The organism is Streptomyces sp. NPDC039423 (assembly GCF_055598725.1).
The window spans coordinates 196,323-219,438 of record NZ_JBVKAH010000004.1 but is presented as its reverse complement, the minus strand read 5'-3'; the positions used below and the strand labels follow the sequence as shown (position 1 = coordinate 219,438).

Below are 23,116 nucleotides of genomic sequence, written 5' to 3'. Positions count from 1 at the left end.
ACAGGAGAACCGTAGGAACCGCGTCCGACGCCCGGATCCGTCGAACGACCGGGTGTCGTACCGGCGTTCGTTTGTGCGGGTGGACGGGGTGACCGGGTCGACGGGGGCGGCGGGCTGCGGGACCTCAGCCCAGGTCGAGCGCTCCCAGGGCGGACCGCGATGTCACACCGAGCTTCGGGTAGGCGTTGGACAGGTGGTAGCCGACCGTGCGGGGGCTGAGGAACAGGCGGGCGCCGATGTCCCGGTTGCTCAGGCCCGTCGCCGCGAGCCGGGCGACCCGCAGTTCCTGCTCGGTCAGCCGGCCCACGACATCCGCGCCCGCCGCCGGTGCGGCCGGAGCGGCACCGGCGGCCCGCAGCTCCGTGCGGGCCCGCTCCGCCCACGCGCCCGCCGGCATCCGCTCGAACGACTCCAGCGCCACGGTGAGCGCCTCCCGGGCGTCGGCCCGGCGTTTCGCCCGGCGCAGCCACTCCCCGTACAGCAGCCGAGTGCGCGCCTCCTCGAACGGGCGGCCGTCCCCCTCGTGGGCGGCGAGCGCCCGCTGGTAGAACTCCTCCGCCCCAGCGTCGTCGGCGGTGAGCAGGGCACGGCAGCGCAGCTCCACCGCCCCCGCCCACGCGGTTCCGGTGGCCCCGGCCCAGCGCGCGAAACGCTCGGCGGCCGGCACCGCGATGGCGGCCCGCTCGATCCGCACGGCGGCCTCCACCTGGTCGGGCAGGCTGTGCACGGAGACCATGAGGTTCCGGTGCGGGCCCACGGTCAGGGCGGCGAAGCGTTGCAGCGCCCGGTCGTAGCGGCCGAGCCCGAGGTCGAGCATGCCCTGCGCCCTGGTCAGCCAGGTCGGGATCGGCGCGACCCCGGGGCACAGGTCACGCCCCGCCCGCCGGGCGGAACCCTGCCGGTCCCCGCCGCCCGGACCGTCGGTCCCTCCTGCTCCCTCCGTGCCGCCCGGCTCCTCCCCGTCGAGCGCGGCCAACACCGCCAGGACGCCGCTGAGCATCGTGGCGAGATGACGCTGACCGGTGTCGCAAGCGATCTCCAGGCCCTCGACCGCCGTCGCGTACGCGTCCCGGTGCCGGCCCAGGAACAGCCGCAGCCGCGCCAGCCGCAGCAGCACCCGCGCCAGCACACCGACGGCACCCTCCGCACGGCACTCCCACTCCAGGGCCACGGCCTCGTCGTGCACCTTGGGGTAGTCGCCGAGGAGCATGTCCCAGCCGTGGAGTCGCACCTGGTCGGTCAGGCTGCGCTCCTGCCGGGTCCGCGTGACGTATGCGGCGAACTCCCGTATCGCCCCCGCTCCGCCCGCCGGATCACCCGCCATCGTGTCGAGCACCCCAGCCGCGCCCCGGTGCACGGGATGCTCGCCGAAGTCCAGACCGGCTACCCGAGCCCGGGTGTCCCGGGCCGCCGCCACCGGGTCCGGTGCGTCCCAGGCCATCGCGGCCGACTCGAACAGCAGCCACGCCCCCATCGCCGGATGGTGCGCCGTCACCTCGGCCGTCGCTTCGACGAGCAGCAGCCGCGCCGACTCCGCGCGGCCCTGCCCGTGTTCGAGCGCCGCCCGGACACTGGCCAGCCGGGCGACCGCCGGCAGACTGCTCACCGGCTCCGCCTCGTCGGCGAGCGCCCTGGCGAGCTCCACCTGTCCGGCCTCGGCAGCGGCGGCCGACGCGGCGGCCAGCCGCAGCGACCGGGACTCCTTGTCCTCGGTCAACCGAGCGGCGCGCCGATAGGCAGCGGCGACCGCTGCCCGGCCACCACGCGAGCGGAACAGCTCGGCGCTGCGCTCCAGTTCGGCGGCGACCACCTCGTCGTAGCCGACGGTTGCCGCGGCCAGGTGCCAGGCCCGGCGGCCCACGTCCCCGGCGGCCGGCGCCGCTTCGGCGAGCGCCCGGTGCGCGGCCGTCCGCTCGACCAGCACGGTCCCCTGGTACGCGGCGGCCCGCACCAGCGGATGCCGGAACACCAGCCGACGCCCGGACACCCTCACCAGGTCCGCCGCCTCCGCCGGCCCGAGGTCCCCGGCGGTCACGCCCACCAGTTCTCCCGCCGCCACCACCAACGCCACGTCACCGGTGTCGTCCGCCGCGGCGACCGTCAGCAGCAGACGGGTCGGCTCGGGCAGCGCCCGGATCCGCTCGTCGAAGATCCGCCGCACTCGCCACGACACGGGCAACACGGCGATTTCCCGCGCGTCCAGCGGCTCGCTCCCGTCCCGCTGGGCCGCCGTCAGAGCCCCCACGAGCTCGACCAGGGCGAGCGGATTACCCTGCCCGAGCCCGAGGATCCGGCTGCTCACGGCAGCATGCAGATCGGGCGCCCGGCCGGCCAGCAGCGCCGACCCCTCCTCGTCGGTCAGCGGCCCGAGGTGCAGCATCGGCAAGCCCGGCGCACCGTCGAAGGCCGCCGAATCATCACGCGCGGCGAACACCATGGCCACCCGCCCCATGCCGAGCCGGCGGGCCGCGAACAGCAGCGCGTCCATGGTCTCCAGGTCCAGCCAATGCGCGTCGTCGACCAGGACCACGATCGGCCGTTCCTCGGCCAGTTCGTCGAGCAGGCCCAGCGTCGCGGCTCCGATCAGGAAGCGGTCCCCGGCGGGCGCGTCGTCCAGCGCGATCGCCCCGCGCAGCGCCCGCGACTGACGCTCCGGCAGGCTCCTGACCCGGTCCAGGTCTCCCCGGAGGAGCACCTGCAGACCGGCGTACGGCAGCGCCGCCTCCGACTGGACACCGGTGCACCGCAGCAGGCGGGCTCCCCCTGCCGCCGCCGAGGCACACCAGTCGAGCAGCGCTGTCTTGCCCGACCCCGCCTCACCGAGGAGCACCACGGCCCCGCCCCGGCTCTCCCGGGCTCCCGTCACGAGCCTGTCGAGGACTTCTCGTTCGTGGTCCCGGCCGCTGAGACCGACGGGCCCCCGGTCGGAGGCACCTGCCAGGACCGCGTCGGTCATCGGTGACTCTCCCTCTCTTTCAGGCGCCGCACCCTCAAGGTGAGCGCGGCTGACGATGTACGGGCTTCAGGACCGGGTGATGTGCAGAGCGTCCCGGGTACCCCACCGGTCGAGCACGGCGTAGGCGGGCCGCCACCGGTGGGCGTACGTGTGGTGCGCGGACTCGGGCAGGAGCCGCATCAGGATGGCGGCCGCGGTCCGCTCGGCGACGCCGTCCAGGAGCCATGGCAGGAGCCGTGCCGCGTCGGATCCGATCCGCTGGGCGTGAACGCGCCCGAAGTGCTCCCACTGCTCCCTGCTCAGGGTGGTCTGCACCAGCGGGAGCATGGATTCCTCCTCGTGGCGGAGGTGTCCGCGCAGACCGGTGACCAGCGAGCCGGTGAGGTCGAGGAAGAGGCCGAGCCCCGTATCGGGGCCGGCCAGCGTCCGGTCGATCGCCTCGAGCAGCAGAGCGAGCGCGGCGCGCTCGGCCTCGATGACCTCCAGCCGCGCCAGGGAGAAGGGGTGGCCGTTCAGGGCCTGGCGCAGAGAGGGCCACAGCGCGTCGTTCTCGGCGCCGTGGTGGGCATGCAATGCCCGCCGGAACAGCTCCCAGCCCGCGGTGGTGAGCAGGACGTTCCGGGGATCGGGACGGGTGCGGATGGTGGCTCGGGCAAGGCAGTGCAACTCCCTGCGTAATGCGTTGTGCATCGCGTACGTCACGGTCATGTCGAACCTGTCTTGCACGTCTGTCTGACTCCTGGGACCGGTGGCCGGGTGAGCCCGTGTCAGGCAGTGGTGCCATGACTGGTTCCTCCAGGAACAAAGCAGCGAAAGCCACGCCTGACGGAGCGGGGCATCAGGGAAAGGGCGGTTCTGCGAGCGATGGCCGGGGGACCTGGGCCCTCGACGCGTGCCCGGATGTCACAAGCCTCCCGTGAGAGCCCTGTCCGGATCAACGCAGGTTTCGTGGGCCGATCGATAACTCGACGGTTATCGCCTTGGAGGAGCGCTCGTGGCACGACGCGACGGGCGGATGTCCTCGGTCCTGGCGGAGACGCGGTACCGCGGCCGCTTCGCCCTGCATGCGGCGATCAGTGGACTCCGCGACGGGGCGGCGCGTCAGCACTTCACGGCGCCGAGTTCGCGAACCGTGTCGGCGAGAGCGCTGATCAGCTCGTTCTCCGCCTCGGTCCGCCAGACCAGGGCGTAGGACAAGGCCGACAGGTCCGTGACGGGTATCCAGCGGACGTTCGGCATGCCCCAGTGCCGCGTGACATGACTGGGAAAGCAGTGGATGATCTCGCCCATGCCGACCTGGTTGATCAGCTCCTCCGCGTTGGTCACCGGGCGCCCACGCTCGATCGGCCGGCCCTGGAACGTGTGGAAGGGCAGGTAGCTGTCCTCCCAGTAGTCCGGCATGACGGGGGCGACGGCGTGCTGGAAGTCGGCGAACATCTCCAGCCGCACCGACGTTCGCTGTGCGAGCTCATGGTCGGCGGCCACGGCGAGGATCCGGGAGTTCTCACACAGGACCGGTCCGACGGTGAGGTCCGGCTCCTCCACGGGCAGCCAGGTGACGAGGACGTCCATGTCGTCGTCACGGAGCCGGCCGAACGGATCCACGTACGGCAGTTGGCGAATCTCCAGCTCCCATTGGGGATACCGCGAGCGGAAGGTCTTCCAGTAGGGGTGCATGTCGACGATGTTGAACGGCAGCATGCCGACGCGGATCCGGCCGGTGACACCGCGGGCCGCCAGCCGGGCGCGTTCCAGGGACTCGTGCAGGCCCGCATAGACCGGCTGCAGGTCGTCGCGCAGTTGGCGTCCGACGCTGGTCAGGCGCACGGTACGGCTGGTGCGCTCGAACAGCGCGGCGCCGATGCGCCGTTCCTGTTTTCTGATGGCCTGGCTGACCCGTGCCTGGGAGACCAGGAGCCGCTCGGCGCTCCGGCCGAAGTGCAACTCCTCGGCCAGCACCAGGAAAATCTCGATGTCCCGCAGCTCCATGACGCCCCCGTGTCCTTCTTCGCCGACAACCCGAGGCCGTCGAACCGCAGAAGTATACGATCACCGAACTTCCGCGCACAGGAGCAGTGATGGGGGCGCTACCGGACCCCGCACGGAGCGCAGGACGTGGTCATCGAGTTCTCGATCCGAGCCTCTCCGGCTCGGCGGCCTCACCGCGCGTGGGCGGCAGGGCTGCGACCGTCGTGGTGTACACCGCCTCGGCCGGCAGACGCCGCTCCAGGGCGATCAGCATGATGGCCCCCGCCGTCGAACTCGCCGCCAGCACGAGCCAGGGCAGCCTGCCGTCGACCGTCAGCAGCCCGGTGAACAGTGACGGCGCCAGGGTCTGGGACAACGCCCAGGACAGTTGGTAGGTGGCCAGGTAGCGGCCGCGTGCCTCAGCGGGAGCGGCGCTCACGGAGAGTGCGCCCGCGCTCGGGCTGTGTACCAGTTCGCCGATCGTGTACAGGACCAGAAGCCCGACCATGCCCGCCATCACGCCCTGGCGGGGCGCGCCGACCAGCAGGGCGTAGCCGAGGAACGCGGCGGCGAAGATCAGGGCGCCGACCGCGGCCACCCGGGTGCGTCGGGCGAAGCGCCGGCCGAGCGTGCCGACCGGCACGCCGGCGAAGGCGCAGAGCGCGGTGTTCACCGCGAACAACGGTCCCGCCACCGAGGCGGGCAGGTCGAACTGGCTCACGGCGTACACCGGCAGCAGCACGCTGAGCGCCGAATACCCCAAGGCGATGAGGAAGTTGGCCAGGGTGAGGCCGGCGTACGGGCGGTCGCGCAGCACTGCGCGGTAGCCGGACCGCTGCCGGCCGGTCGCGGCGCGGACCGGTCGGGGTGTTCTGATCCACAGCGCGAACAGTGCCGCGACGAAGAAGGTGGCCGCATTCAGCCAGGCGACCGCCAGGAAGCCACGGTCACCGCCCAGTTGGACCAGTCCGGCGGCGAGCAGGCCGCCGGCGCCGAGGCCGGCGTTGTTCACACTCCGTCCGAGCGCCATCAGCCGGTCCCGGTGTTCCCCCTGGGCGAGCTCGCCGATCAGGGCCTGCTGGGTCGCGGGGAACGCTTGGGCGCCGGCCGCGGCGAGGGTGGCGACCAGGGCGAAGACCGGCAGGGTGGTGCCGAGCGGGAAGGCCAGGAAGCCGAGGCCGCGGATCAGGTAGAGAGCCAGTCGCACCCGTCGGGCACCGAACCGGTCGACGGCCCAGCCGCCGACCGGCATGGCGCCCATCGCCAGCAGCCCCGCTACCGTCAGGACGGTGCCGATCGTCGGCAGTGGCAGCCCGGTGATGCGCTGGAAGAACACCAGGCTGAATGGCACGTACATGCCGGTACCCACCGCGTCCACCAGCATCCCGGCGATCAGGTTCCGCTCGCCGGGCACTCGGCGGTCGTTCGCCTTCATACCCTCTCCTCAAGTCGATGTGTTTCCGTGAATTCCGGCCACTCCAGGCGTCGGGGCGGCATCATGGCGGGCCCTTCGGGGCCGGCGCTTTCGCTTGCCTCACGCGGCCGTCGGCGATCAGGCCGGCGAGTGACGCCCTCGGTGGCCCGCTGGGCTTGGCCCGGCCGGGGCCTCAGGGCCGTCGGGTCACCGTGTTTCCTGTGGAGCGCCAGTCCCCTCTTCCTCGACCGCGGTGGCGGGAGCGGGGATCGCGTGTTCCGCCGCGCGACTGACGTGCTCCCACGCCGCCCAGGTGTCCATGCGGGTGCGGGTGATGTCGAACGCGAGGTCGTAGATCATGCCCCCCAGGAGGAGACGCAGTGGTGGCTCGTCACTGTCGACCAGCTTGAGCAGCGCGGTTGCGGCGAGCTTCGGGTCGCTGTCGACCGAGCCTTCGGCGAACTGCTTGGCCAACTCCTCCCGCAGCGCCGCGTATGCCTCCAAGGGGCTCGTGCTGCGCATGGCGGTGTAAAGGTCCGTCCAATAGCCGCCCGGCTGGACGATGCTCACCTTGACCCCGAAGCCGGCTGCCTCCGCGGCGAGGGCTTCGCTGAGCCCTTCCAGGGCGAACTTGCTGGCGCTGTAGAGGCCGGTGCTGGGAAAGCCGCCCAGGGCGGCGATGCTGGAGACCTGCACCAGGTGCCCGGAGCCCTGCTTGCGCAGGGCGGGCATCACGGCCTGGCTGACCCAGAGCGTGCCGAAGAAGTTGATGTCCATCTGGGCCCGGGCCTCGGCCTCGGTGAACTCCTCGACCATGCCCATCGACAGCATGCCGGCGTTGTTGACGACGATGTCGAGCCGGCCGAAGTGGCCGACCGCCTCGGCGACGGCCGCGAACACAGCGGCGCGGTCGGTCACGTCCACCCCGAGGGGCAGCACCCGCCCGGGATGGGCGGCCGCGAGCTCCTCCAGCGGGGCCATGGTGCGCGCGGCGACCGCGACGCGGTCGCCGGCCGTCAGTGCCGCTTCGGTGAAGGCACGGCCGAGGCCCCGGCTGGCGCCTGTGATGAACCAGACGCGGCTCGTGGTGTCGGTTGAGACGTGCATGGGCGGTACTCCTGTCCGAGAACGAGGCGCCCGGGGACGGTTGCGTGGGCATGCCGGGCCCGCCGGTCGACTCGGTCTTCTTCGTGGGTGTGTGGGCGTGCTGACGCTCCGGGAGAACGGCTTGTCTGCCGTCGGCACGCTCCGGCGGCCGCAGGCGGCCCGCCACGCGGAACGTTGTCAGCGATACGGGCACCGCACCGCTCACGGGTCACCGAGCAGCGGTCCCGGCGCGCTTTCGATCTTCCAGCTCCCGGCCGTGCCCATCAACATCGAAGATCAGCAGGATTCGATAACTCACGCTTATCGATCGCTTCAGGATCCCTTCCGGAGTCGGCGGAGGGAGTCCGGGCGCTCGCTCTCCTGCTGCGGGTACACCGCCGCTTCGGGAGTACGGGCCGGGTGCACGCCGGCGTTCAGCTCCGCTGACGCGGCCCGCGCCAGGTACTCCTTCGAGCGCGAGTTGACCCTCCCCCTACGTCAGGCTCGAGGCTCTGTGTCGACGAAAGGGCAGTTGGATGAGCTACTCCGTGGGTCAGGTCGCGGCCTTCGCCGGGGTGACGGTGCGGACACTGCACCACTACGACAAGGCGGGACTGCTCGCGCCCAGTGACCGCAGCCATGCCGGATACCGGCTCTACTGTGAGGCCGACCTGGTACGTCTCCAGCAGATCCTCTTCTACCGTGAGCTCGGCTTCCCGCTCGACGAGATCGCCGCGATCCTTGAGGACCCCCAGGCCAGTCCGGTGGAGCGGCTCCGAGCCCGACAGCGGCGGCTGAGCGAGGAGATCACCAGGCTGCAGCGGCTGGTCGAGGTGGCGGAACGGGCGATAGAAGTCCAGAGGACCGGGGTGCGCCTGACTCCTCAGGAACGCTTCGAAGTCTTCGGTGAGGTCATCTTCGACCTGAGTTACGCCACCGAGGCGGAGGTGAAGTGGGCGCACTCGGAGGGACGGCGCGAGGCGATGGCACGGGCTGCCGCCCACACCAAGGAGGACTGGCGCCGGCTCATGGGCGAAGCCACCTCCTGGCGCGCGGAACTGCTCGCGGCCTTCGACGAAGGCGAGCCGAGCGACGGCGAACGGGCCATGGACCTCGCCGAGGAACACCGCCTGCACATCGCACGCTGGTTCACCTCCTGCCCGCTCGACATGCACCAGCGCATCGCGGACGACTTCGTCGCCGACCCGCGCGCCTTCGCCCTGGTCGTACCGCCGTCGCAGCAGCGCCCGGGCCTGCCCGCCTACATGCGCAAGGCGGTCCACGCCAACGCGGCCCGCCACGCGGGCGGTCGCACCGAACCTGAGGAGAACCCATGCGGATCCTGATCGCCGCGGCCGGATCGCGCGGTGACATCGCGCCCTACACGGGCCTGGGCGCCGAACTGCGCCGGGCCGGGTACGACGTCGCCCTTGCCGCCCCGGGTGCCTTCGCTCCCCTCGTACGCGACGCAGGGCTGGAATTCCGCTGCCTGCCCGCCGACACACGGGTGCGTGGCGGTGGTACGGGCACCCGTGAATTGATGCGTACCGCCGCTGGTTTCCTCACCGAACTGGGGCAGGGCTTCGCCGGCGCGGTGGACGCCGGCACGGATCTGCTGCTGCTGTCGGCCACCACGGCCCCGCTCGGCTGGCACCTCACCGAGGCCACGGGCACACCGAGCCTCGGCGTGTACCTCCAGCCCACCGCACCGACCGGTGACTTCCCGCCCGTCGTGACAGGCTCCCGCTCACTGGGGCGTCTCGCCAACCGGGCATCCGGGCGCTTGGCACTGCGGATGGCCGACCGCGTCTACGCACAGGCGGTCGCGCCGCTGCGCCGCCGCCTCGATCTCCCCCCAGCCTCCCCTTCCGCGATACGACGACGACAGGAACGGGCGAACTGGCCCGTCCTGCACGGCTTCAGCACAGCCTTGGTGCCCCGGCCCTCCGACTGGCGCCCCGGGCTGGAGGTCGTAGGCAACTGGTGGCCCCATCACGACGCGGCCGAACGGCTGCCTGCCGAGCTTGAGGACTTCCTGGATGCCGGCCCCCGGCCCGTTCTCATCGGCTTCGGGAGCATGGCCTCCGGCGACGGGGAGCGGCTCAGCGAGATCGCTGTGCGAGCCCTGCGCCGTGCCGGGCTACGAGGGATCCTCCAAGCCGGCAGCGCCGGGCTTGCCGCCGGCGGGGACGACGTGCTCACCGTCGGGGACGTGCCGCATGCACTGCTGTTCCCACGGGTGGCCGCGGTGGTCCACCACGGAGGGGCCGGCACCTCGGCCGCCGCGTTGCGCGCCGGAGTGCCCGCGGTCACTGTGCCGGTGACCGCGGATCAGCCGTTCTGGGCGGGGCGACTCGCCGCCCTCGGCGCGGCCACCGCCCCGATCCCCTTCCGGCTCCTCACCGTCGAACGGCTTGCCGACTCACTCGACCAGGCGGTGAAGCAGCCGGCATACGGTCGAGCCGCCGCGGAAGCGGCGAATCATCTGGTGACCGAAGACGGAGCAGGCCGGACGCTCAAGGTCATCCAACGACTCATCGATGGATGACCCGAATCCGTTCCGGGGCTGCGGTATCAGCCGAGGAAGGCGGTCAGGTGGTCGTTCAGCCGCTGCGGCGCGGTGAGAGGCAGCGAGTGGTGGGTGGCTCCGGGCAGTACCACCACCTTGCCCTGCGGGAGCTTCCGGCAGGCTCGGTCGGCGACCTTCCCTGGGTGGTGGGCGCGGCTGTGTTCCGCGAGCAGGACCAGGACGGGCATACGGAGGTCGGCCACCCGGGGGCGGGGCCCTGCGATCAGCTTGCGGCCGGGGACGGTGGCGGCCAGGGCGTACAGGCGCTGCCAGGTGTCGTCCGGGTGGGTCCCCGCCGTCTCCCATGCCAGGAAAGCGGCGGCGCGGGCCTGACTGGGCCGGATGAGAAGGGGTAGCGCGCGCAGCAGGTACCCGGGCCGGAAGCCGGCGAAGACCTGGGTGGGGTCGAGGAGGGCGACGCGGTTGACCCGCTGGGGTGCGTGGAGTGCGTATCTGACGGCCAGCCAGGCGCCGTAGGAGTGGCCGCACAGATGTGTACGGGTGAGGCCGAGCCCTTCCAGCAGGGCGTCCAGCCAGGTGGTCAGATCGTCGGCGGTCTGCAGGGGTGTGCCGCCGCTTCGGTCGGTGCGGCCGGCATCTCCCAGGATGTCCACGGCATGGATCCGGTGACGCCGGCCCAGAGCCGGTGCGTTGGCGAACCAGACCAGACCGGTGGCGGAGCCGCCGTGCAGCAGTACCAGCGGGGTGCCGTCGGCCGGGCCGTACACATGGACCCGGGTGCGCCCGTAGGGGGTGTCGATGTCGCGTTCCTCGGTGGAGTCCGGCCAGCGGGCGCGGAGTTCGTCGTAGGCGAGGTCGAAAGCGGTCCGGGACACTGGGCTTTCCTCTCGTTCAGCGATAATCTCGTTGAGCGAGATACTAGGCATGAGTTCAGGGAGCGTGGGTGAACGACCAAAACCCGGTGATGAAGCTGGTCCACGTGCTGCGTGCGGTGACCGTGGAGTTCGACCTGCTCGGCGCCGAGTTCGCCGCACGTCACGGGCTGCACCCCACCGATGTACGCGCGTTGATCCACCTGCTGGACGCGGCGCGGGATGACACCCCCGCCACGCCGGGATGGCTCGGTCGTCAGATGGGTCTGAACTCGGCCGGTACGACCGCCCTGGTCGACCGGCTGGAGCGGCTGGAGCTGGTCCGGCGCACCAGGGACACCGTCGATCGGCGACGCGTGCTGCTGGAGGTGGAGGAGAAGGCCACGGCACTGGGATGGTCGTTCTTCGGGCCGCTGATCGCCGAGGTGGTGGCGGTCGCGGACGGCTTCGACACGGGCGAACTGGAGACGGTGCGTCGCTTCCTGGGCGCGGTGCTGCGGTCCGCTCAGCAGGCCCGATCGACCTGACCAGGGGCCGACACCCCTGGAGGCGGCCACCTCTCGCTTGTCTCGCACCGGCCCGGTCAGCCGTGCGGCCTGGAGCCGCGAGATGACCGTCGCAGCTCGTTCCGGGAGCAGCTACGGCGTACGGGCATGCAGTGCGAACGGCGAGAGGACCCCGGCCGGGTGCCGGGGTCCTCTCGCCGTTCGGAACTGTGTCAGTGGCTGCCGGCGAGTTCGCCGGAGAGCTTGCGGTGAAGGCCGGCGCTGGTGTCGTTGAGGCCGGTGATCTCGACGGTCTTGCCGCGCTGCTCGTACTTGGTCTCGATCGCGTCCAGGGCGGCGACGGAGGAGGCGTCCCAGATGTGGGCGGCGGAGAGGTCGACGATGACCTTGTCGGGGTCGGCGGCGTAGTGGAACCGGCCGACGAGGTCGTTGGAGGAGGCGAAGAACAGCTCGCCGGTCACCGTGTACAGGACGCTCGTGCCGCTCGGGGCGACGAGCCGGGTGACCTCCGCGAGGTGGGCGACGCGCTTGGCGAAGATGACCATGGCGGTGACGGAGCCGACGACGACGCCGATGGCGAGGTTGTGGGTGGCGACGACCGCGGCGACGGTGATCACCATGACGCCGATCTCGCCCGCGGGCATCCGCTGGAGCGTCCTGGGCGCGATGGAGTGCCAGTCGAAGGTCGCGAACGACACCATGACCATCACCGCGACCAGGGCGGCCATGGGGATGTCGGAGACGACCGGGCCGAAGGCGATGCACAGCACCATCAGGAACGCGCCGGCGAGGAAGGTGGACAGGCGGGTGCGGGCGCCGGAGACCTTCACGTTGATCATCGTCTGCCCGATCATGGCGCAGCCGCCCATGCCGCCGAAGAACCCGGTGACGATGTTGGCGACGCCCTGGCCGATGGACTCACGGGTCTTGTTCGAGGGGGTGTCGGTGATGTCGTCGACCAGCTTGGCGGTCATCAGCGACTCCATCAGGCCGACCAGCGCCATGGCGAAGGCGTACGGAGCGATCGTCGTCAGCGTGTCGAGGGTGAACGGCACATCCGGCAGGCCCGGCACCGGAAGGGAGGACGGCAGCGCGCCCTTGTCGCCCACGGTGGGCACGGCGATCCCGGCCGCCACGGTGATGGCGGTCAGGATGGCGATCGACACCAGCGGGGCGGGGATCATGGTGGTGATCTTCGGGAGGAACACCATCAGCGCCAGCCCGCCGATGATCAGCGGATACACGGCCCACGGGACATCGCGCATCTCGGGAACCTGGGCCATGAAGACGAGGATCGCGAGCGCGTTGACGAAGCCGACCATCACGCTGCGCGGGACGAACCGCAGCAACCTCGCCACGCCGACCGCGCCCAGGATCACCTGGAAGACGCCGGCCAGGATGACGGCGGCGATCAGGTGGCCCAGGCCGTGCTCGCGGTTCAGGGGTGCGGTGACGAGGGCGACGGCGCCGGTGGCGGCCGAGATCATCGCCCGCCGGCCGCCCACGACCGAGATGACCACGGCCATGGTGAAGCAGGTGAACAGGCCGACCGCGGGGTCGACACCGGCGATGATCGAGAACGAGATCGCCTCGGGGATCAGAGCCAGCGCGACGACCAGGCCCGCGAGGACCTCGGTGCGCCAGACCTTCGGGCTGTTCAGCCAGTCGGGCTTGAGGCCGCGCAGCCACGCGGCGGGAGTCACAGCGGCAGAAGACAAGGAGACGCGTACCTGTCGTGCTCGGGCACACCCCTACGGCAGGCGGGGCGCGCGGGAAGGGCGCGCGGGGAACCGGGACGGCACCCCGCGCACAGCCCGCAGAACGGGGCCGGACGTGCGGGAAGGCAGACGCGAGACGGCGGCGCGCGCGGGCGCCTCGCGGCTCACGTCGGAGGGCGAAGGGTCACGGCGGGCAGGCGGCGGCGATCGGCGTCATGGGCTCGCGCACGCTCTCTCCCGCAAGAATCGGATCTTCGCCGGGGGCGCCATCGGCCCCGGAAACGGCAGCAGCGGGGCGGCCGAGCCACCCCTCACCAGCAACTCTACCCTAACGTTAGAGTTAAGGTTGGTGGTGTCGTACGGGACGCGGCCCACCACGACGGGAAGGCCAGGGGTACGGGCGTGGACGGCAAGCACATGCAGATCGGCGAGGTCGCCGCGCGAACGGACCTGTCCCTGCGCACCATCCGGCACTACGAGGAGACCGGCCTGGTCATCCCCTCCGCCCGCTCCCAGGGCGGCTTCCGCCTCTACACCGAGGCCGACGTCGCCCGCCTCATGGTCATCCGCCGCATGAAGCCGCTCGGCTTCACCCTGGACCAGATGCGCGACCTCCTGGACGCCACCGACCGCCTTGATGACGGCGCGGATCTCGGCGCCGACGAGCGCGAGGCGCTGCTGGAGCGCGTGCGGACCTACCGGCAGGCCGCCGCCGAGCAGGTCGAGAAGCTCCGCGTTCAGCTCTCCCGCGCCGAGGACTTCGCCGGCACTCTGGGCGCCCGCCTGGAACAGACCGCTCCAGCCGGCCGCATGGCGAACCGGGCCGTTTCGCGCCCGGGGGAGTGATCCCCGGATCCCATGGGGCGAGGCGCTCGCGGCCCGGTGACGGCCCGGTCCCTGGCCCCCGCCCCGCGCGCCCGGGCCGGCTGCGGGGCCGGGGCCGGGGCGGCGGGGCGGGGGGCCGGGGCGTCAGCCGCGGGCGGCCGGGTGGCCGGCGCCGCGGGTGAGGCGGTAGCCCCCGATGCCGGCCATGGCCGCGAGCACCGCGCCCCCGGCGGTCCACAGCCAGCGGGTGGACCACAGGCCGGACGACCAGCCGTCCTCCGGCTCCACCGTGGCGGACGAGCCCTGCATCAGCGGGGCGGCCAGGCTGCCGTCGACGGCCGCCGCACCGCCCGCGTCGTCGAGGGTGACGTCCAGCGCCGCGTCGAGGGGCTGACCGATGTCGCCGGCGGCCAGCCGCACCGCCGTCAGACGCACGTAGTACGCGCCCGGCAGCGGGTCGTTCGCCCACGGTTCGGCGAAGGCGCGCACCGTGCGGAGGTGGCAGGCGAGCTCGACCGACGTCGTGCCCGCCGCCACGGCCTTCGTCTGGCTGCCGAAGCGGCAGGCCTGGCGGCGCCGGAGGCCGTCGTAGACGTCGATCTGCCAGGTCGATCCCGCCCGGAGCGCGGCGCTCTCCGACAGCTTCACGGTGGCGCGGACGGTGGCCCGCGCGCCCGCGTCGGCCGCGAACTGCCAGTACAGGTAGTCACCGGTCGACGCCGGGGCGGTCGCGCGCTGTCCGGGGCGCACGGCGGTGGCCGTCCGGAAGGACGTGCCCGCCTCCGTCGGAGCCGCGGCGCCGCCGTCCTCACCGGCCGGGCTCGGCGACGGGGCCGCCGCCGCCGCGCCCGGCAGGCCCAGCAGCGCGGAACCGGCCAGAACCGCGGCCGCCGTCAGGATCCGTACCGTACCCATCAGTTGGTCCTCCACACCGAGATGCGCCAGCGTGACAGCCAGCCCCACACCACACCGGCCACGAAGCCGGTGAGGACCAGCACGCCCAGCAGCCACCAGCCGTGACCGAGGCCCAGGAAGGCGGCGTCCGTGCCCTCGTCGGGGCCGTCCACGAGGGCGACGCTCAGCTCCACGGGAAGACCGGGCTCGGTCTTCACCCCGGCGCCGGCGGAGAAGGAGTTGCTGACCCGCAGGCACACCGTCTCGGCCGCCGGCTTGCCGGAGCCGTCATCGTCGTCGGCGTCGCTCTCCGGCCGGGGGTAGCGCAGACCGGTCGACACCACGTCCGTACGGCCGTCCCCGGCGGCCTCACCGCGCACGATCTCCCGGCCGCGCAGGGTCGACGCCCGCAGCAGTACGCCGTAGTCGCGGTTGACCGCCCGGTCGGCGGCGACGCTCACCGAGGCGCGCAGCTCCTGGCCCGGCAGCACCTCCACGCGGTACCAGCGGTGCTCACCGAACGCCTCCCGGTCGGTGTACAGCCCCGGCTTCAGCGCCGGCGCCTTCTCGCACGCGTCCGCGCCCCGGGCGGCGACCGGTGTGAGCGTGGGTTCGGCCGCCCGGTCCACCAGTTGGCTGACCCGGTCCGACAACTCCTCCGTGTGCCGGACCGACGTGTACGTCCCGCCGGTGGCCTCCGCGATGCAGACGAGCTGCGCGCGGGTCCTGGCGTCCGGCACCAGGCCGAGCGTGTCGATGGTGAGGTGGATGCCCTTGGCCGCGATCTCGCGTGCCACCTCGCACGGGTCGAGCGGGGCACAGGTGTCTTCGCCGTCGGTGATGAGGACGATCCGCCGGGTGGCGTCACCGCCCTCCAGGTCGTCGGCCGCACCGAGGAGCGCCGGTCCGATCGGGGTCCAGCCGGTCGGCGCCAGGGTGGCCACCGCCGTCTTGGCCTCGGTCCGGTCCAGCGGGCCGACCGGATAGAGCTGCCGGGTGTCCTTGCAGCCGGTCTTGCGGTCCTTGCCGGGGTAGTCGGCGCCGAGCGTGCGGATGCCGAGCTGCACCTCCGGCGGCACGGCGTCCAGCACCTCGTTGAACGCCTGCTTCGCCGCCGCCATGCGGGACTTGCCGTCGATGTCGGTCGCCCGCATGGAGCCGCTGACGTCCAGCACCAGTTCGACCTTGGGTGCCTGCTCGCCGGCAGGCGCGGTATCCGCGTGGGCGGCCGCCGGGAACAGTGCGCCCGTCCATGTGACCAGCAGGCCGCACACCCCGGCCGCCAGTCGCCTTCTTGTGATCATCGCCGGATCATATTGATCCGGGGCGGCGCTCCCCAACTCGGCCTGGTCCGCGCCCGTCGGCGGTGCTCACCGGGCGGCCCGGCCGGCCCGTTCCCGGCAAGGGCGCCGCCGGGTCAGGGTGTTCCGGCTGCGGCGTAGCGGTATCCCGTGGCGTCGAGCGTCGTGGTGTCCAGCACGTCCTTGACGGTCGTGGGCGGGGCGCCGGTGAAGTCCGGCAGCAGCGGCCTGATGTCCGGCTCGATGACCACGTCGTAGCCGGGAGCGGTCCCGACCCACGGCCACATCACGTCGTCCGGGCGGTGACCCGGGGGGATCTCCTCGCCGGTGAAGGGGGAGAGGGCGTCGGCCGGCGGGTAGTGGTCCTCCGGCTTGGACCCGGGGACGTCGTCCAGCCGCCGCCGTTGCCAGTCGGCCCACAGCCGGTCGACGTTGGCGTGGTGGAGCCAGAAGACGGGGTCGTTGGGGGAGTAGGCCTGGGACATGTGACCACCGATGAAGTTGTGGCCGCCGTTGTGGGTGGGGGTGGTGAGGGAACCCTGTTCCAGCACGAGCCAGAACGCCCAGAAGGGGTGGTCGTCGGGCAGTTCGTCCACCACGAGCTGAACGAGGTTCTGGATGCCGCTCAGGGTGGGCGGCCAGCCGAGCCCGGTGCTGCCGCGCGCCAGGCCGGTGCCGAACCCCTCCTCCAGGAGCGGGTGGACCGGGAAGCCGCCGGCACCGGGCGGCCACCAGGCGGGGCGGTCCGCCGGGGGGACGGGGTCGCGCAGCACGCTGTCGGCCAGCGGCACGGGTGCCCCGTCGTGCAGCGAGCCCAGGAAGTCGGGGGTGAACAGGCGGGCGAGGGCGGCCGGGTGGTCGGTCCAGTCCCAGTAGGGGATCGTCACACCGGGCACCTCCGCCTGGAGGGCCTTCTCGAACTCCCTGAGGTACTTGCGGTGCCAGGGGCAGAAGCCGATGTTCCAGTGGCCGAAGTTGACGGTCGTGTCCGGTGGCAGCCCGGGGCTGACGACGGCCATGACGGCCTTGTGCAGGGCCACGAACCGGTCGTAGACGCCGGCTCCGGCGGGCGCGCCGGGGGCGGGCCGGTGCTTGAGGCGGACCAGCGCCTCCAGGAACCGGTCGCGTTCCTGCGTCGTGAGGTCGACCGCGCTCTTACGGACGTCCATGGTTCCCGCCTCCCGGGTGGCCGCCGTGCCGGCCCGCGTGCGGGTCGTGGCCGTGGTCGTGCTGGTGGTCGTGGTCCTGGCGGCTGCCCGGGTCGCGGTCGTCGCCCCGGCCGTGGTCGTTGCCGTGACCGTGACCGGGGCCGTGCGGGTGGTCCGGGGGGTGGCCGCCGGACGCCGGGCCGTGCTCCATGTGGCCGGTCGCGGGCACCGCGTGCAGACCGGCGAAGAACGGGCGGTCCGGAGCACGGGTGAGCAGCCGCCGGGCCAGCGCGCGGAGCGTCTCGCCCGTCGTGGTGCGCAGCACCAGCTCGCTCTGGTACATGTTCGCGGGCCCGAGACCGATCCGGAGCGTCCCCCCGGCGCGGTCCGTCACGACCTCGACCGGCACCCGCTCGGTGCCGACCAGGCCGCAGAGGACGGTCCCCTCCAGATGACCGGCGAACTCCCGGAGCCCCTGGACGGTGCAGCCGTCGAACGGGGACAGCGTGGTGAGCAGGTCCAGGTGCTGGAACAGCATCCCCGGCCCGGTGACCGTGATCCGCAGGTCCGTGTCGTCGACGAGCAGGTCGATCAGGCTCGGTCCGCCCTTGAAGAGCATGGCCGCCGCCCTGCTCGGTACCTCGGTGGTCATGGGCCGCCTTCCCCGTGCCGTCCGTCGTGCCTTCCCGTGTCGGGCCGTGACGTCCGGCCCTCCTCCAGCGTCACGGTGGCGGACGCGCCCGGCGACCCCGGTCGCCCGTGCGGGTGGCCCGGCCGGCCCCGGACCGCGCGCCCCATCGGCCGCATCCGTCCCCTCGCCCCCATCGGCCGCATCCGCCCCCCTCGGCCCCGGCAGCCCCGACCGGCCCCGGGCCCCACACCCCCCAGCCCCGCCGGCCCGGTAGGCCCCGTCAGGCGACGTCGACGAGGGCGGCGAGGGCGCCCGCCAGCGCGTCCAGGCCCTCGGCGCGGGGCGCCCCCCGCCCGTCGAGGTACAGATCGCGCCGGATCTCCACCATCAGCGCCCCCACCCTGGCGTCCCGCCCGTAGTACCGCAGCGGTACGTACGTCCCGGCGAACGGGGTGTCCAGCGCCGTGCCGCCGAGGCCCGCGAACGCCCGCCGGGCCGCGTCCACCAGCGGCGCCGGCGTGTGGAACGGATCGGTGCCCAGGCAGACCGGCGGACGCGGCCCGTCACCGTGGAGCTCGTACGGCAACGCCTCGGCCGGGTACGAGTGGACGTCCAGGACCACGGCACGTCCGGCCGCCGCCAGCCGCCCGGCCACGGCCGCCGTCATCGCCTCGGCGTACGGGTGGAAATAGCGCTCGACCAGCGGCCGGGGGTCGGCGCCCTCGGGACGCAGCTCCTCCCGGTGCGTGGTGCGCGTGTAGACCGCGCCCATGCCCACCGCCGCCATCTCCTCGCGCTCGTCGGGAAACCGCTCCGGGTCGACGACCAGCCGGGACAGCCGGTTGACGAACCGCCAGGGCGTCAGGGCCGCGGCCCCGGCCGCGGCGGCGGCGATCTCCGCCGTGTACGCGTCCGTGATGTGGTCCAACTCCGCCTCCAGCGCCGCGTCGTCGAGGACGATCCCGGCGCGGACGTCGGCGGGGACCGCCCGGGCGGAGTGGGGGACGTGCAGGATCACGGGCGAATCCGGGTCGCCCGGGTGGAGTTCGAAGGAGGTGGGACTGTCGGTCATCGGGTTCCTCGCAGTGCGTCGTCACACCCGTCCCCGCGGGTAGGCGGGGGGCATGGGCGAGATCCTCATCGGTACATGTTCCTGGACGGACAAGGCACTTGTGGCGAGCGGGTGGTACCCGCCGGGCCGGCGCGACGCGGAGGGGCGGCTGCGGCACTACGCCGAACACTTCCCCGTGGTCGAGGTCGACGCCACCTACTACGCGCTCCCCAGCGCCCGGAACAGCCTGCTGTGGGCCCAACGCACCCCCGAGGGCTTCCGGTTCGACGTCAAGGCGTTCTCCCTGCTGACCGGTCATCCCACCCGGCAGGCCGCCCTCCCCGCCGACCTGCGCGGCCACCCCACCGGCGACCCCGGCCTCCTCGACGAGGTGTGGCACCGCTTCGGCGAAGCGCTGCGCCCGCTGCGGGAGGCGGACCGCCTCGGCACCCTCCTGTTCCAGTTCCCGCCCTGGTTCGGCCCCGGGGCCCGCTCGGAGACCGTGCTCCGCCGCACCCGCGCACGCGCCGACGGCTGGCCCGTGGCCGTCGAGTTCCGGCACCCCGGCTGGTGGCGGGAGGACCGACGGGCGGACACCACCGCCCTGTTGCGGGACCTGGACACCGCGGCCGTGGCCGTGGACATGGCCCAGGGCCTGCCCACCTCCCTGCCGCCGCTCGCCCCCGTCACCTCCGACGACCTCGCGGTGGTCCGCTTCCACGGCCGCAGCGCCGCCTGGGGCACCGGCACCAAGGAGGACCGCTTCCGGCACCGCTACACGGACGCCGAACTGGCGGAGTGGCTGCCCCGCCTCCGCGCCCTCGCCGACCGGGCCGCCCACGTCCACGTGCTGTTCAACAACTGCTGCGCCGACGCCGCCGTGCGGGCCGCCGAGGCCGCGCGCGACCTGATGGTCCCTGCCACACATCCTCGCCGGAGCACCGGGTAGACGCGCCGTACACCCACTGGAGGAGGTTCCATGTCCGGACTGATGACCCGTATCAAGCAGTTCACCCGCAGTCCCCAGGGGCAGCGGGCGATCGCGTCCGCCCGGCGCGCCGCCGCCGACCCGCGCAAGCGCGCCCAGGCCCGCCAACTGCTCGGCCGGCTGCGCGGCCGCCGGTGACCGGTACCGAGGAGGGCGAGCGGGCACATGGCCAAGGGAACACTGACGCGATGGGAACGAGCGCTGGAGCGCTGGCAGAGCGCCCTGGTCGCCAAGGCCCTCGGACACGATCCGGTCGAACTGCTCGACGCGCTGCGCCGTGAGTGCGACGCCCACGCCGTGGTGTGCAGCGAGAGCAGAGTGGTCGTCCCCAACGCGTACGAGGTGGAACTCGACGCACGGGTCTACCAGGAGCTGCTCCGCCGGGGCGGCGGCGAGGTCGGCCAGGAGCTGACGGACGCCCTCGCCCGCCACGGGGAGCGCCACGGCTACGAGTGGGCCGGACCCCTCACCGTACGCATCACCCCGGCCACCCGGCCGCCGGACGACCCCTACCGGGTGGTCGGCAGCCCCATGCCGCACGTCCGCGCCGACGCGTTCCCGGCGGCCGGCTGACCACGGCCGACCCGACGCGGACGGCCCCCCCGACCGCCGTTCCGACTGGCTGCCGGAGCCCGGAAGGGCGCAGCATGGGGTGGAGGCGACGGCCAGCGGCGCACGCCGGCGGCTTCCCGGGTACGGAGGCGGTGCACGCGTTGAGCGGGCAGATCTTTGCGACCTGCGGGGTGGAGCTGGCCGCTGTCTACGTGCCCTCCGAGAACATCGACGAGCTGCGTCTCGCCGAGGTGGCCGGGGACGCGGCCGGGCCGTACGAGATGCCGCCCTCGTACGCCCTGTCCGGCCGCTCGGCGGTGGCCGACGCCTGCCGCGCCGGACGGCCCCTGTGGCTGACGTCCCGCGCCCCGGACCCGGCCGGCGGCACCGGCGGCCTCGTACCACCGCCCGACGGCACCCGGCCGCCGGCCGACGGGCCGGTGCCGCCGCGGGACGGGCGGCTGCCGCCCGCCGACGGCCCGGTGTCGCTGGGCGCCCTGCCCCTGGGCGGGGACCCCCGGCTCCTGGGCTGCCTGCTGGTGCTCCGCAAGGACGGGCGCGGCTTCGACGCCGACCAGCGCGCCTTCCTGGAGCTGTACGCCGACCAGGCGGCGGCCGGGCTGGAGGCGGCCGCGGCCCGGGTCGTCCCGCCCGTCGAGACCGGCAAGCCCCCGGGCCCGGCGCTGCTGCCGCTGCGCGGCGGCACCTTCGTCCTGTCCCTCCGGACCGGCCGCATGGACGTGGACGCCCAGGTACTGCGCCTGCTCGGCGTGGCCCGGGCCGACTACGACGGGCACGTGTCCACGCTGCTGGAGTGCGCCGTCCCCGACGACGTCCCGGCCCTGATGTCGATCGTCGAACCGGACCGGGGGGCCGCCGCCCACCAGCAGCTCGCGTTCCGCGTGCGCCGCCCCGGCGGGGAACTGCGCTGGCTGGGGCTGCGCTGCCGCGTCCTGACCGCCCCGGACGGCAGACCCGAACGCATCCTCGGCGTCGTCGGCGACGCCTCCTACCTGCGGCCCACGCCCGACGAGGTGTCCCTGGTGCAGCGGCTGTCCGCCGCCCTGGCCGGCGCCACCACCATCCGGGACGTCAGCCGCGTGGTCGTCGAATCGCTGCGCACCCCGCTGGCCGCCGACCGTGTCGCCGTCGGCGAGCTGGAGGGCGACCGGCTGGTGGTCACCCTGCTCCACCCGCCGGAACCCGACGCCTGGCCGGAGGTGTGGCGCTCCGAGTGGCGCTCGGAATGGCCGGACGCCTCCTGCCAGTCCCTGCCCACCCTGGAGAGCGCCCTCCGGGAGGGCCATGTGGCGCTGTGGCCGCCGGGCGCCCCCCTGGAACCGGGCCTCGCGGGCATCGGTCCCGGCGGGCTCGCCGTGCTGCCCCTGCCGGCCGAGGGCCGGATGGTCGGGGTGTGCCTGGTCGGGTGGGAGGGCGAGCACCGCTTCGGACCGGAGGAACGGTCCCTGCTGACGGCGACGGCCGGTCTGGTCGGCCAGGCCCTCACCCGGGCCCACGCCCTCAACGCCGGGCACGAACTCGCCACGATGCTCCAGCGGAGCCTGCTGCCCCGCAAGCTCCCGGCCCTGCCGGGCGGGGAGGCCGTCGCCCGGTACCTGCCCGCGACGGTCGGCCTCGAAGTGGGCGGCGACTGGTACGACGTCATCCCGCTCGCCGACGGGCACGTGGCCCTGGTCATCGGCGACGTACAGGGCCACAGCGCCGGCGCGGCCACCATCATGGGGCAGATGCGGACCGCGATCAGGGCCTACGCGGTGGAGGGACACCCGCCCGACGTGGTGGTGGCCCACGCCAACCGGCTCCTCGTCGGCATGGAGACCGACCTGTTCGCCACCTGCGCCTACGTCGACCTCGACATGGAGGAGGGCCTCGCCTGGATCGTCCGGGCCGGGCACCTGCAGCCGCTGCTGCGCCTGCCCGACGGCACCTCCGAGGCGCTGGAGGTCGAGGGCGGCCCACCCCTGGGCGTCATGGTGGAGGCCGACTTCCCGCTGACCGAGGTCGGCCTCGCGCCCGGCACCCTGATCGCCCTGCTCACCGACGGCCTGGTGGAGTCGGCGACCCTCCGCCTGGAGGACGGACTGCGCGCGGTGTGCGAGGCGCTGCGGACCGCCGATCCGGCCGACCCCGGGCGGGTCGCCGACGAACTGGTCGCAGGCACCCGCCGGCGCGACGACGACGTGGCGCTCCTGCTGCTGCGCTACGACGGTATGCGGGTCCGTCCCATCCGCGCCCGGTGGGCGGTGTGGCGGCTGCCCGACGCCGTGATGCACGCCCGCCGTTTCGCGGCCCGCACTCTGCGCGGCTGGGGTGTCGCCGAGGAGGTCGACATGGCCCTGCTGGTGGTGTCCGAGCTGGTGACGAACGCCATCGCGCACACCCAGGGGGAGGTACGGCTCGATCTGACGCTGGCGGGGGACCGGCTGCGCATCGCGGTGAACGACGCCTCGCCCCGGACCCCCGTCAAGTCCCCCAGCGTGGACTGGGAGGCCACCGGCGGCCGGGGGCTCATGCTCGTCGAAGCGCTGTCCACCTCCTGGGGTTCGGTGCCGCTGAGCGGCGGCAAGCAGGTGTGGTGCGAGGTCGCCCTGTCCCCGCGCGAGCCGGTCGCCGGCGACGGGGACCGGCGGAGGTGACCGGGATGAGCGGGTGGTC

The 23,116-nt window shown here is 73.2% G+C and carries 20 protein-coding genes; 8 read left to right on the top strand and 12 right to left on the bottom strand.

Going from position 1 to position 23,116, the window contains the following annotated elements:
- Window positions 1-124 precede the first annotated feature (124 nt).
- The 5 genes from ACZ7LK_RS15185 to ACZ7LK_RS15165 all read right to left on the bottom strand — a co-directional run bounded on the left by ACZ7LK_RS15185 (window position 125) and on the right by ACZ7LK_RS15165 (window position 7,445).
- Window positions 125-2,956 (bottom strand): ATP-binding protein, encoded by a 2,832-nt coding sequence (locus ACZ7LK_RS15185; protein ID WP_471140949.1) that lies wholly within the window; start codon window positions 2,954-2,956, stop codon window positions 125-127.
- A 66-nt stretch (window positions 2,957-3,022) separates the two neighbouring features.
- The gene (locus tag ACZ7LK_RS15180; RefSeq protein WP_471140947.1) at window positions 3,023-3,682 is read right to left on the bottom strand and encodes a hemerythrin domain-containing protein; all 660 of its coding nucleotides are present in this window, start codon (window positions 3,680-3,682) and stop codon (window positions 3,023-3,025) included.
- 375 nt (window positions 3,683-4,057) lie between these two features.
- Window positions 4,058-4,945, bottom strand: coding sequence for a LysR family transcriptional regulator (locus ACZ7LK_RS15175; protein WP_469464407.1), 888 nt, complete (start codon window positions 4,943-4,945; stop codon window positions 4,058-4,060).
- Between the two features lie 130 nt (window positions 4,946-5,075).
- Window positions 5,076-6,359 (bottom strand): MFS transporter, encoded by a 1,284-nt coding sequence (locus ACZ7LK_RS15170; RefSeq protein WP_471140945.1) that lies wholly within the window; start codon window positions 6,357-6,359, stop codon window positions 5,076-5,078.
- 186 nt (window positions 6,360-6,545) lie between these two features.
- The gene (locus ACZ7LK_RS15165) at window positions 6,546-7,445 is read right to left on the bottom strand and encodes an SDR family NAD(P)-dependent oxidoreductase (protein ID WP_471140943.1); all 900 of its coding nucleotides are present in this window, start codon (window positions 7,443-7,445) and stop codon (window positions 6,546-6,548) included.
- A 515-nt stretch (window positions 7,446-7,960) separates the two neighbouring features.
- Between ACZ7LK_RS15165 and ACZ7LK_RS15160 the strand changes: the two genes are divergently transcribed.
- Both ACZ7LK_RS15160 and ACZ7LK_RS15155 read left to right on the top strand, forming a co-directional pair.
- Window positions 7,961-8,770, top strand: coding sequence for a MerR family transcriptional regulator (locus ACZ7LK_RS15160; protein ID WP_471140940.1), 810 nt, complete (start codon window positions 7,961-7,963; stop codon window positions 8,768-8,770).
- On the top strand, window positions 8,758-9,972 hold the full coding sequence (locus ACZ7LK_RS15155) for a glycosyltransferase (protein ID WP_471140937.1): 1,215 nt from the start codon (window positions 8,758-8,760) through the stop codon (window positions 9,970-9,972). The genes ACZ7LK_RS15160 and ACZ7LK_RS15155 overlap by 13 nt, the downstream gene beginning before the upstream one ends.
- Before the next feature lie 26 nt (window positions 9,973-9,998).
- Here the strand turns inward: ACZ7LK_RS15155 and ACZ7LK_RS15150 are convergent, their stop codons facing one another.
- Window positions 9,999-10,829: an alpha/beta fold hydrolase gene (locus ACZ7LK_RS15150; protein WP_471140935.1), complete on the bottom strand. Its 831-nt coding sequence runs from the start codon at window positions 10,827-10,829 to the stop codon at window positions 9,999-10,001.
- Window positions 10,830-10,918: 89 nt separating this feature from the next.
- Between ACZ7LK_RS15150 and ACZ7LK_RS15145 the strand changes: the two genes are divergently transcribed.
- Window positions 10,919-11,353 (top strand): MarR family transcriptional regulator, encoded by a 435-nt coding sequence (locus ACZ7LK_RS15145; protein ID WP_471141560.1) that lies wholly within the window; start codon window positions 10,919-10,921, stop codon window positions 11,351-11,353.
- Window positions 11,354-11,544: 191 nt separating this feature from the next.
- Here the strand turns inward: ACZ7LK_RS15145 and ACZ7LK_RS15140 are convergent, their stop codons facing one another.
- Complete coding sequence (locus ACZ7LK_RS15140) at window positions 11,545-13,035, bottom strand: SulP family inorganic anion transporter (RefSeq protein ID WP_471140933.1); 1,491 nt, start codon at window positions 13,033-13,035, stop codon at window positions 11,545-11,547.
- 417 nt (window positions 13,036-13,452) lie between these two features.
- On the opposite strand from ACZ7LK_RS15140, the gene ACZ7LK_RS15135 reads away from it, so the two are divergent.
- Window positions 13,453-13,896: a MerR family transcriptional regulator gene (locus tag ACZ7LK_RS15135; RefSeq protein ID WP_392273677.1), complete on the top strand. Its 444-nt coding sequence runs from the start codon at window positions 13,453-13,455 to the stop codon at window positions 13,894-13,896.
- 123 nt (window positions 13,897-14,019) lie between these two features.
- Here the strand turns inward: ACZ7LK_RS15135 and ACZ7LK_RS15130 are convergent, their stop codons facing one another.
- From ACZ7LK_RS15130 to ACZ7LK_RS15110, 5 genes are all read right to left on the bottom strand, one after another.
- A complete protein-coding gene (locus ACZ7LK_RS15130) occupies window positions 14,020-14,790 on the bottom strand; it encodes a hypothetical protein (RefSeq protein WP_471140931.1) in 771 nt (256 codons plus the stop codon).
- Window positions 14,790-16,073 carry a VWA domain-containing protein gene (locus ACZ7LK_RS15125; protein ID WP_471140929.1) on the bottom strand — a complete coding sequence of 428 codons (1,284 nt, stop codon included), beginning with the start codon at window positions 16,071-16,073 and terminating at the stop codon, window positions 14,790-14,792. The genes ACZ7LK_RS15130 and ACZ7LK_RS15125 overlap by 1 nt, the downstream gene beginning before the upstream one ends.
- 113 nt (window positions 16,074-16,186) lie before the next feature.
- Complete coding sequence (locus ACZ7LK_RS15120) at window positions 16,187-17,239, bottom strand: tyrosinase family protein (RefSeq protein WP_392273680.1); 1,053 nt, start codon at window positions 17,237-17,239, stop codon at window positions 16,187-16,189.
- Window positions 17,226-17,870 carry a hypothetical protein gene (locus tag ACZ7LK_RS15115; RefSeq protein ID WP_471140926.1) on the bottom strand — a complete coding sequence of 215 codons (645 nt, stop codon included), beginning with the start codon at window positions 17,868-17,870 and terminating at the stop codon, window positions 17,226-17,228. Before ACZ7LK_RS15115 ends, ACZ7LK_RS15120 begins: the two co-directional genes overlap by 14 nt.
- Before the next feature lie 259 nt (window positions 17,871-18,129).
- Complete coding sequence (locus ACZ7LK_RS15110) at window positions 18,130-18,921, bottom strand: N-formylglutamate amidohydrolase (protein ID WP_392273682.1); 792 nt, start codon at window positions 18,919-18,921, stop codon at window positions 18,130-18,132.
- A gap of 52 nt (window positions 18,922-18,973) precedes the next feature.
- Here ACZ7LK_RS15110 and ACZ7LK_RS15105 point away from each other — a divergent pair, with 52 nt between their 5' ends.
- From ACZ7LK_RS15105 to ACZ7LK_RS15090, 4 genes are all read left to right on the top strand, one after another.
- Window positions 18,974-19,849, top strand: coding sequence for a DUF72 domain-containing protein (locus ACZ7LK_RS15105; protein ID WP_469464414.1), 876 nt, complete (start codon window positions 18,974-18,976; stop codon window positions 19,847-19,849).
- Window positions 19,850-19,879: 30 nt separating this feature from the next.
- Complete coding sequence (locus ACZ7LK_RS15100; RefSeq protein WP_392273684.1) at window positions 19,880-20,026, top strand: hypothetical protein; 147 nt, start codon at window positions 19,880-19,882, stop codon at window positions 20,024-20,026.
- 27 nt (window positions 20,027-20,053) lie between these two features.
- Window positions 20,054-20,461 (top strand): DUF3662 domain-containing protein, encoded by a 408-nt coding sequence (locus ACZ7LK_RS15095; RefSeq protein ID WP_471140921.1) that lies wholly within the window; start codon window positions 20,054-20,056, stop codon window positions 20,459-20,461.
- A gap of 140 nt (window positions 20,462-20,601) precedes the next feature.
- On the top strand, window positions 20,602-23,097 hold the full coding sequence (locus ACZ7LK_RS15090) for a SpoIIE family protein phosphatase (protein ID WP_471140918.1): 2,496 nt from the start codon (window positions 20,602-20,604) through the stop codon (window positions 23,095-23,097).
- Window positions 23,098-23,116 lie beyond the last annotated feature (19 nt).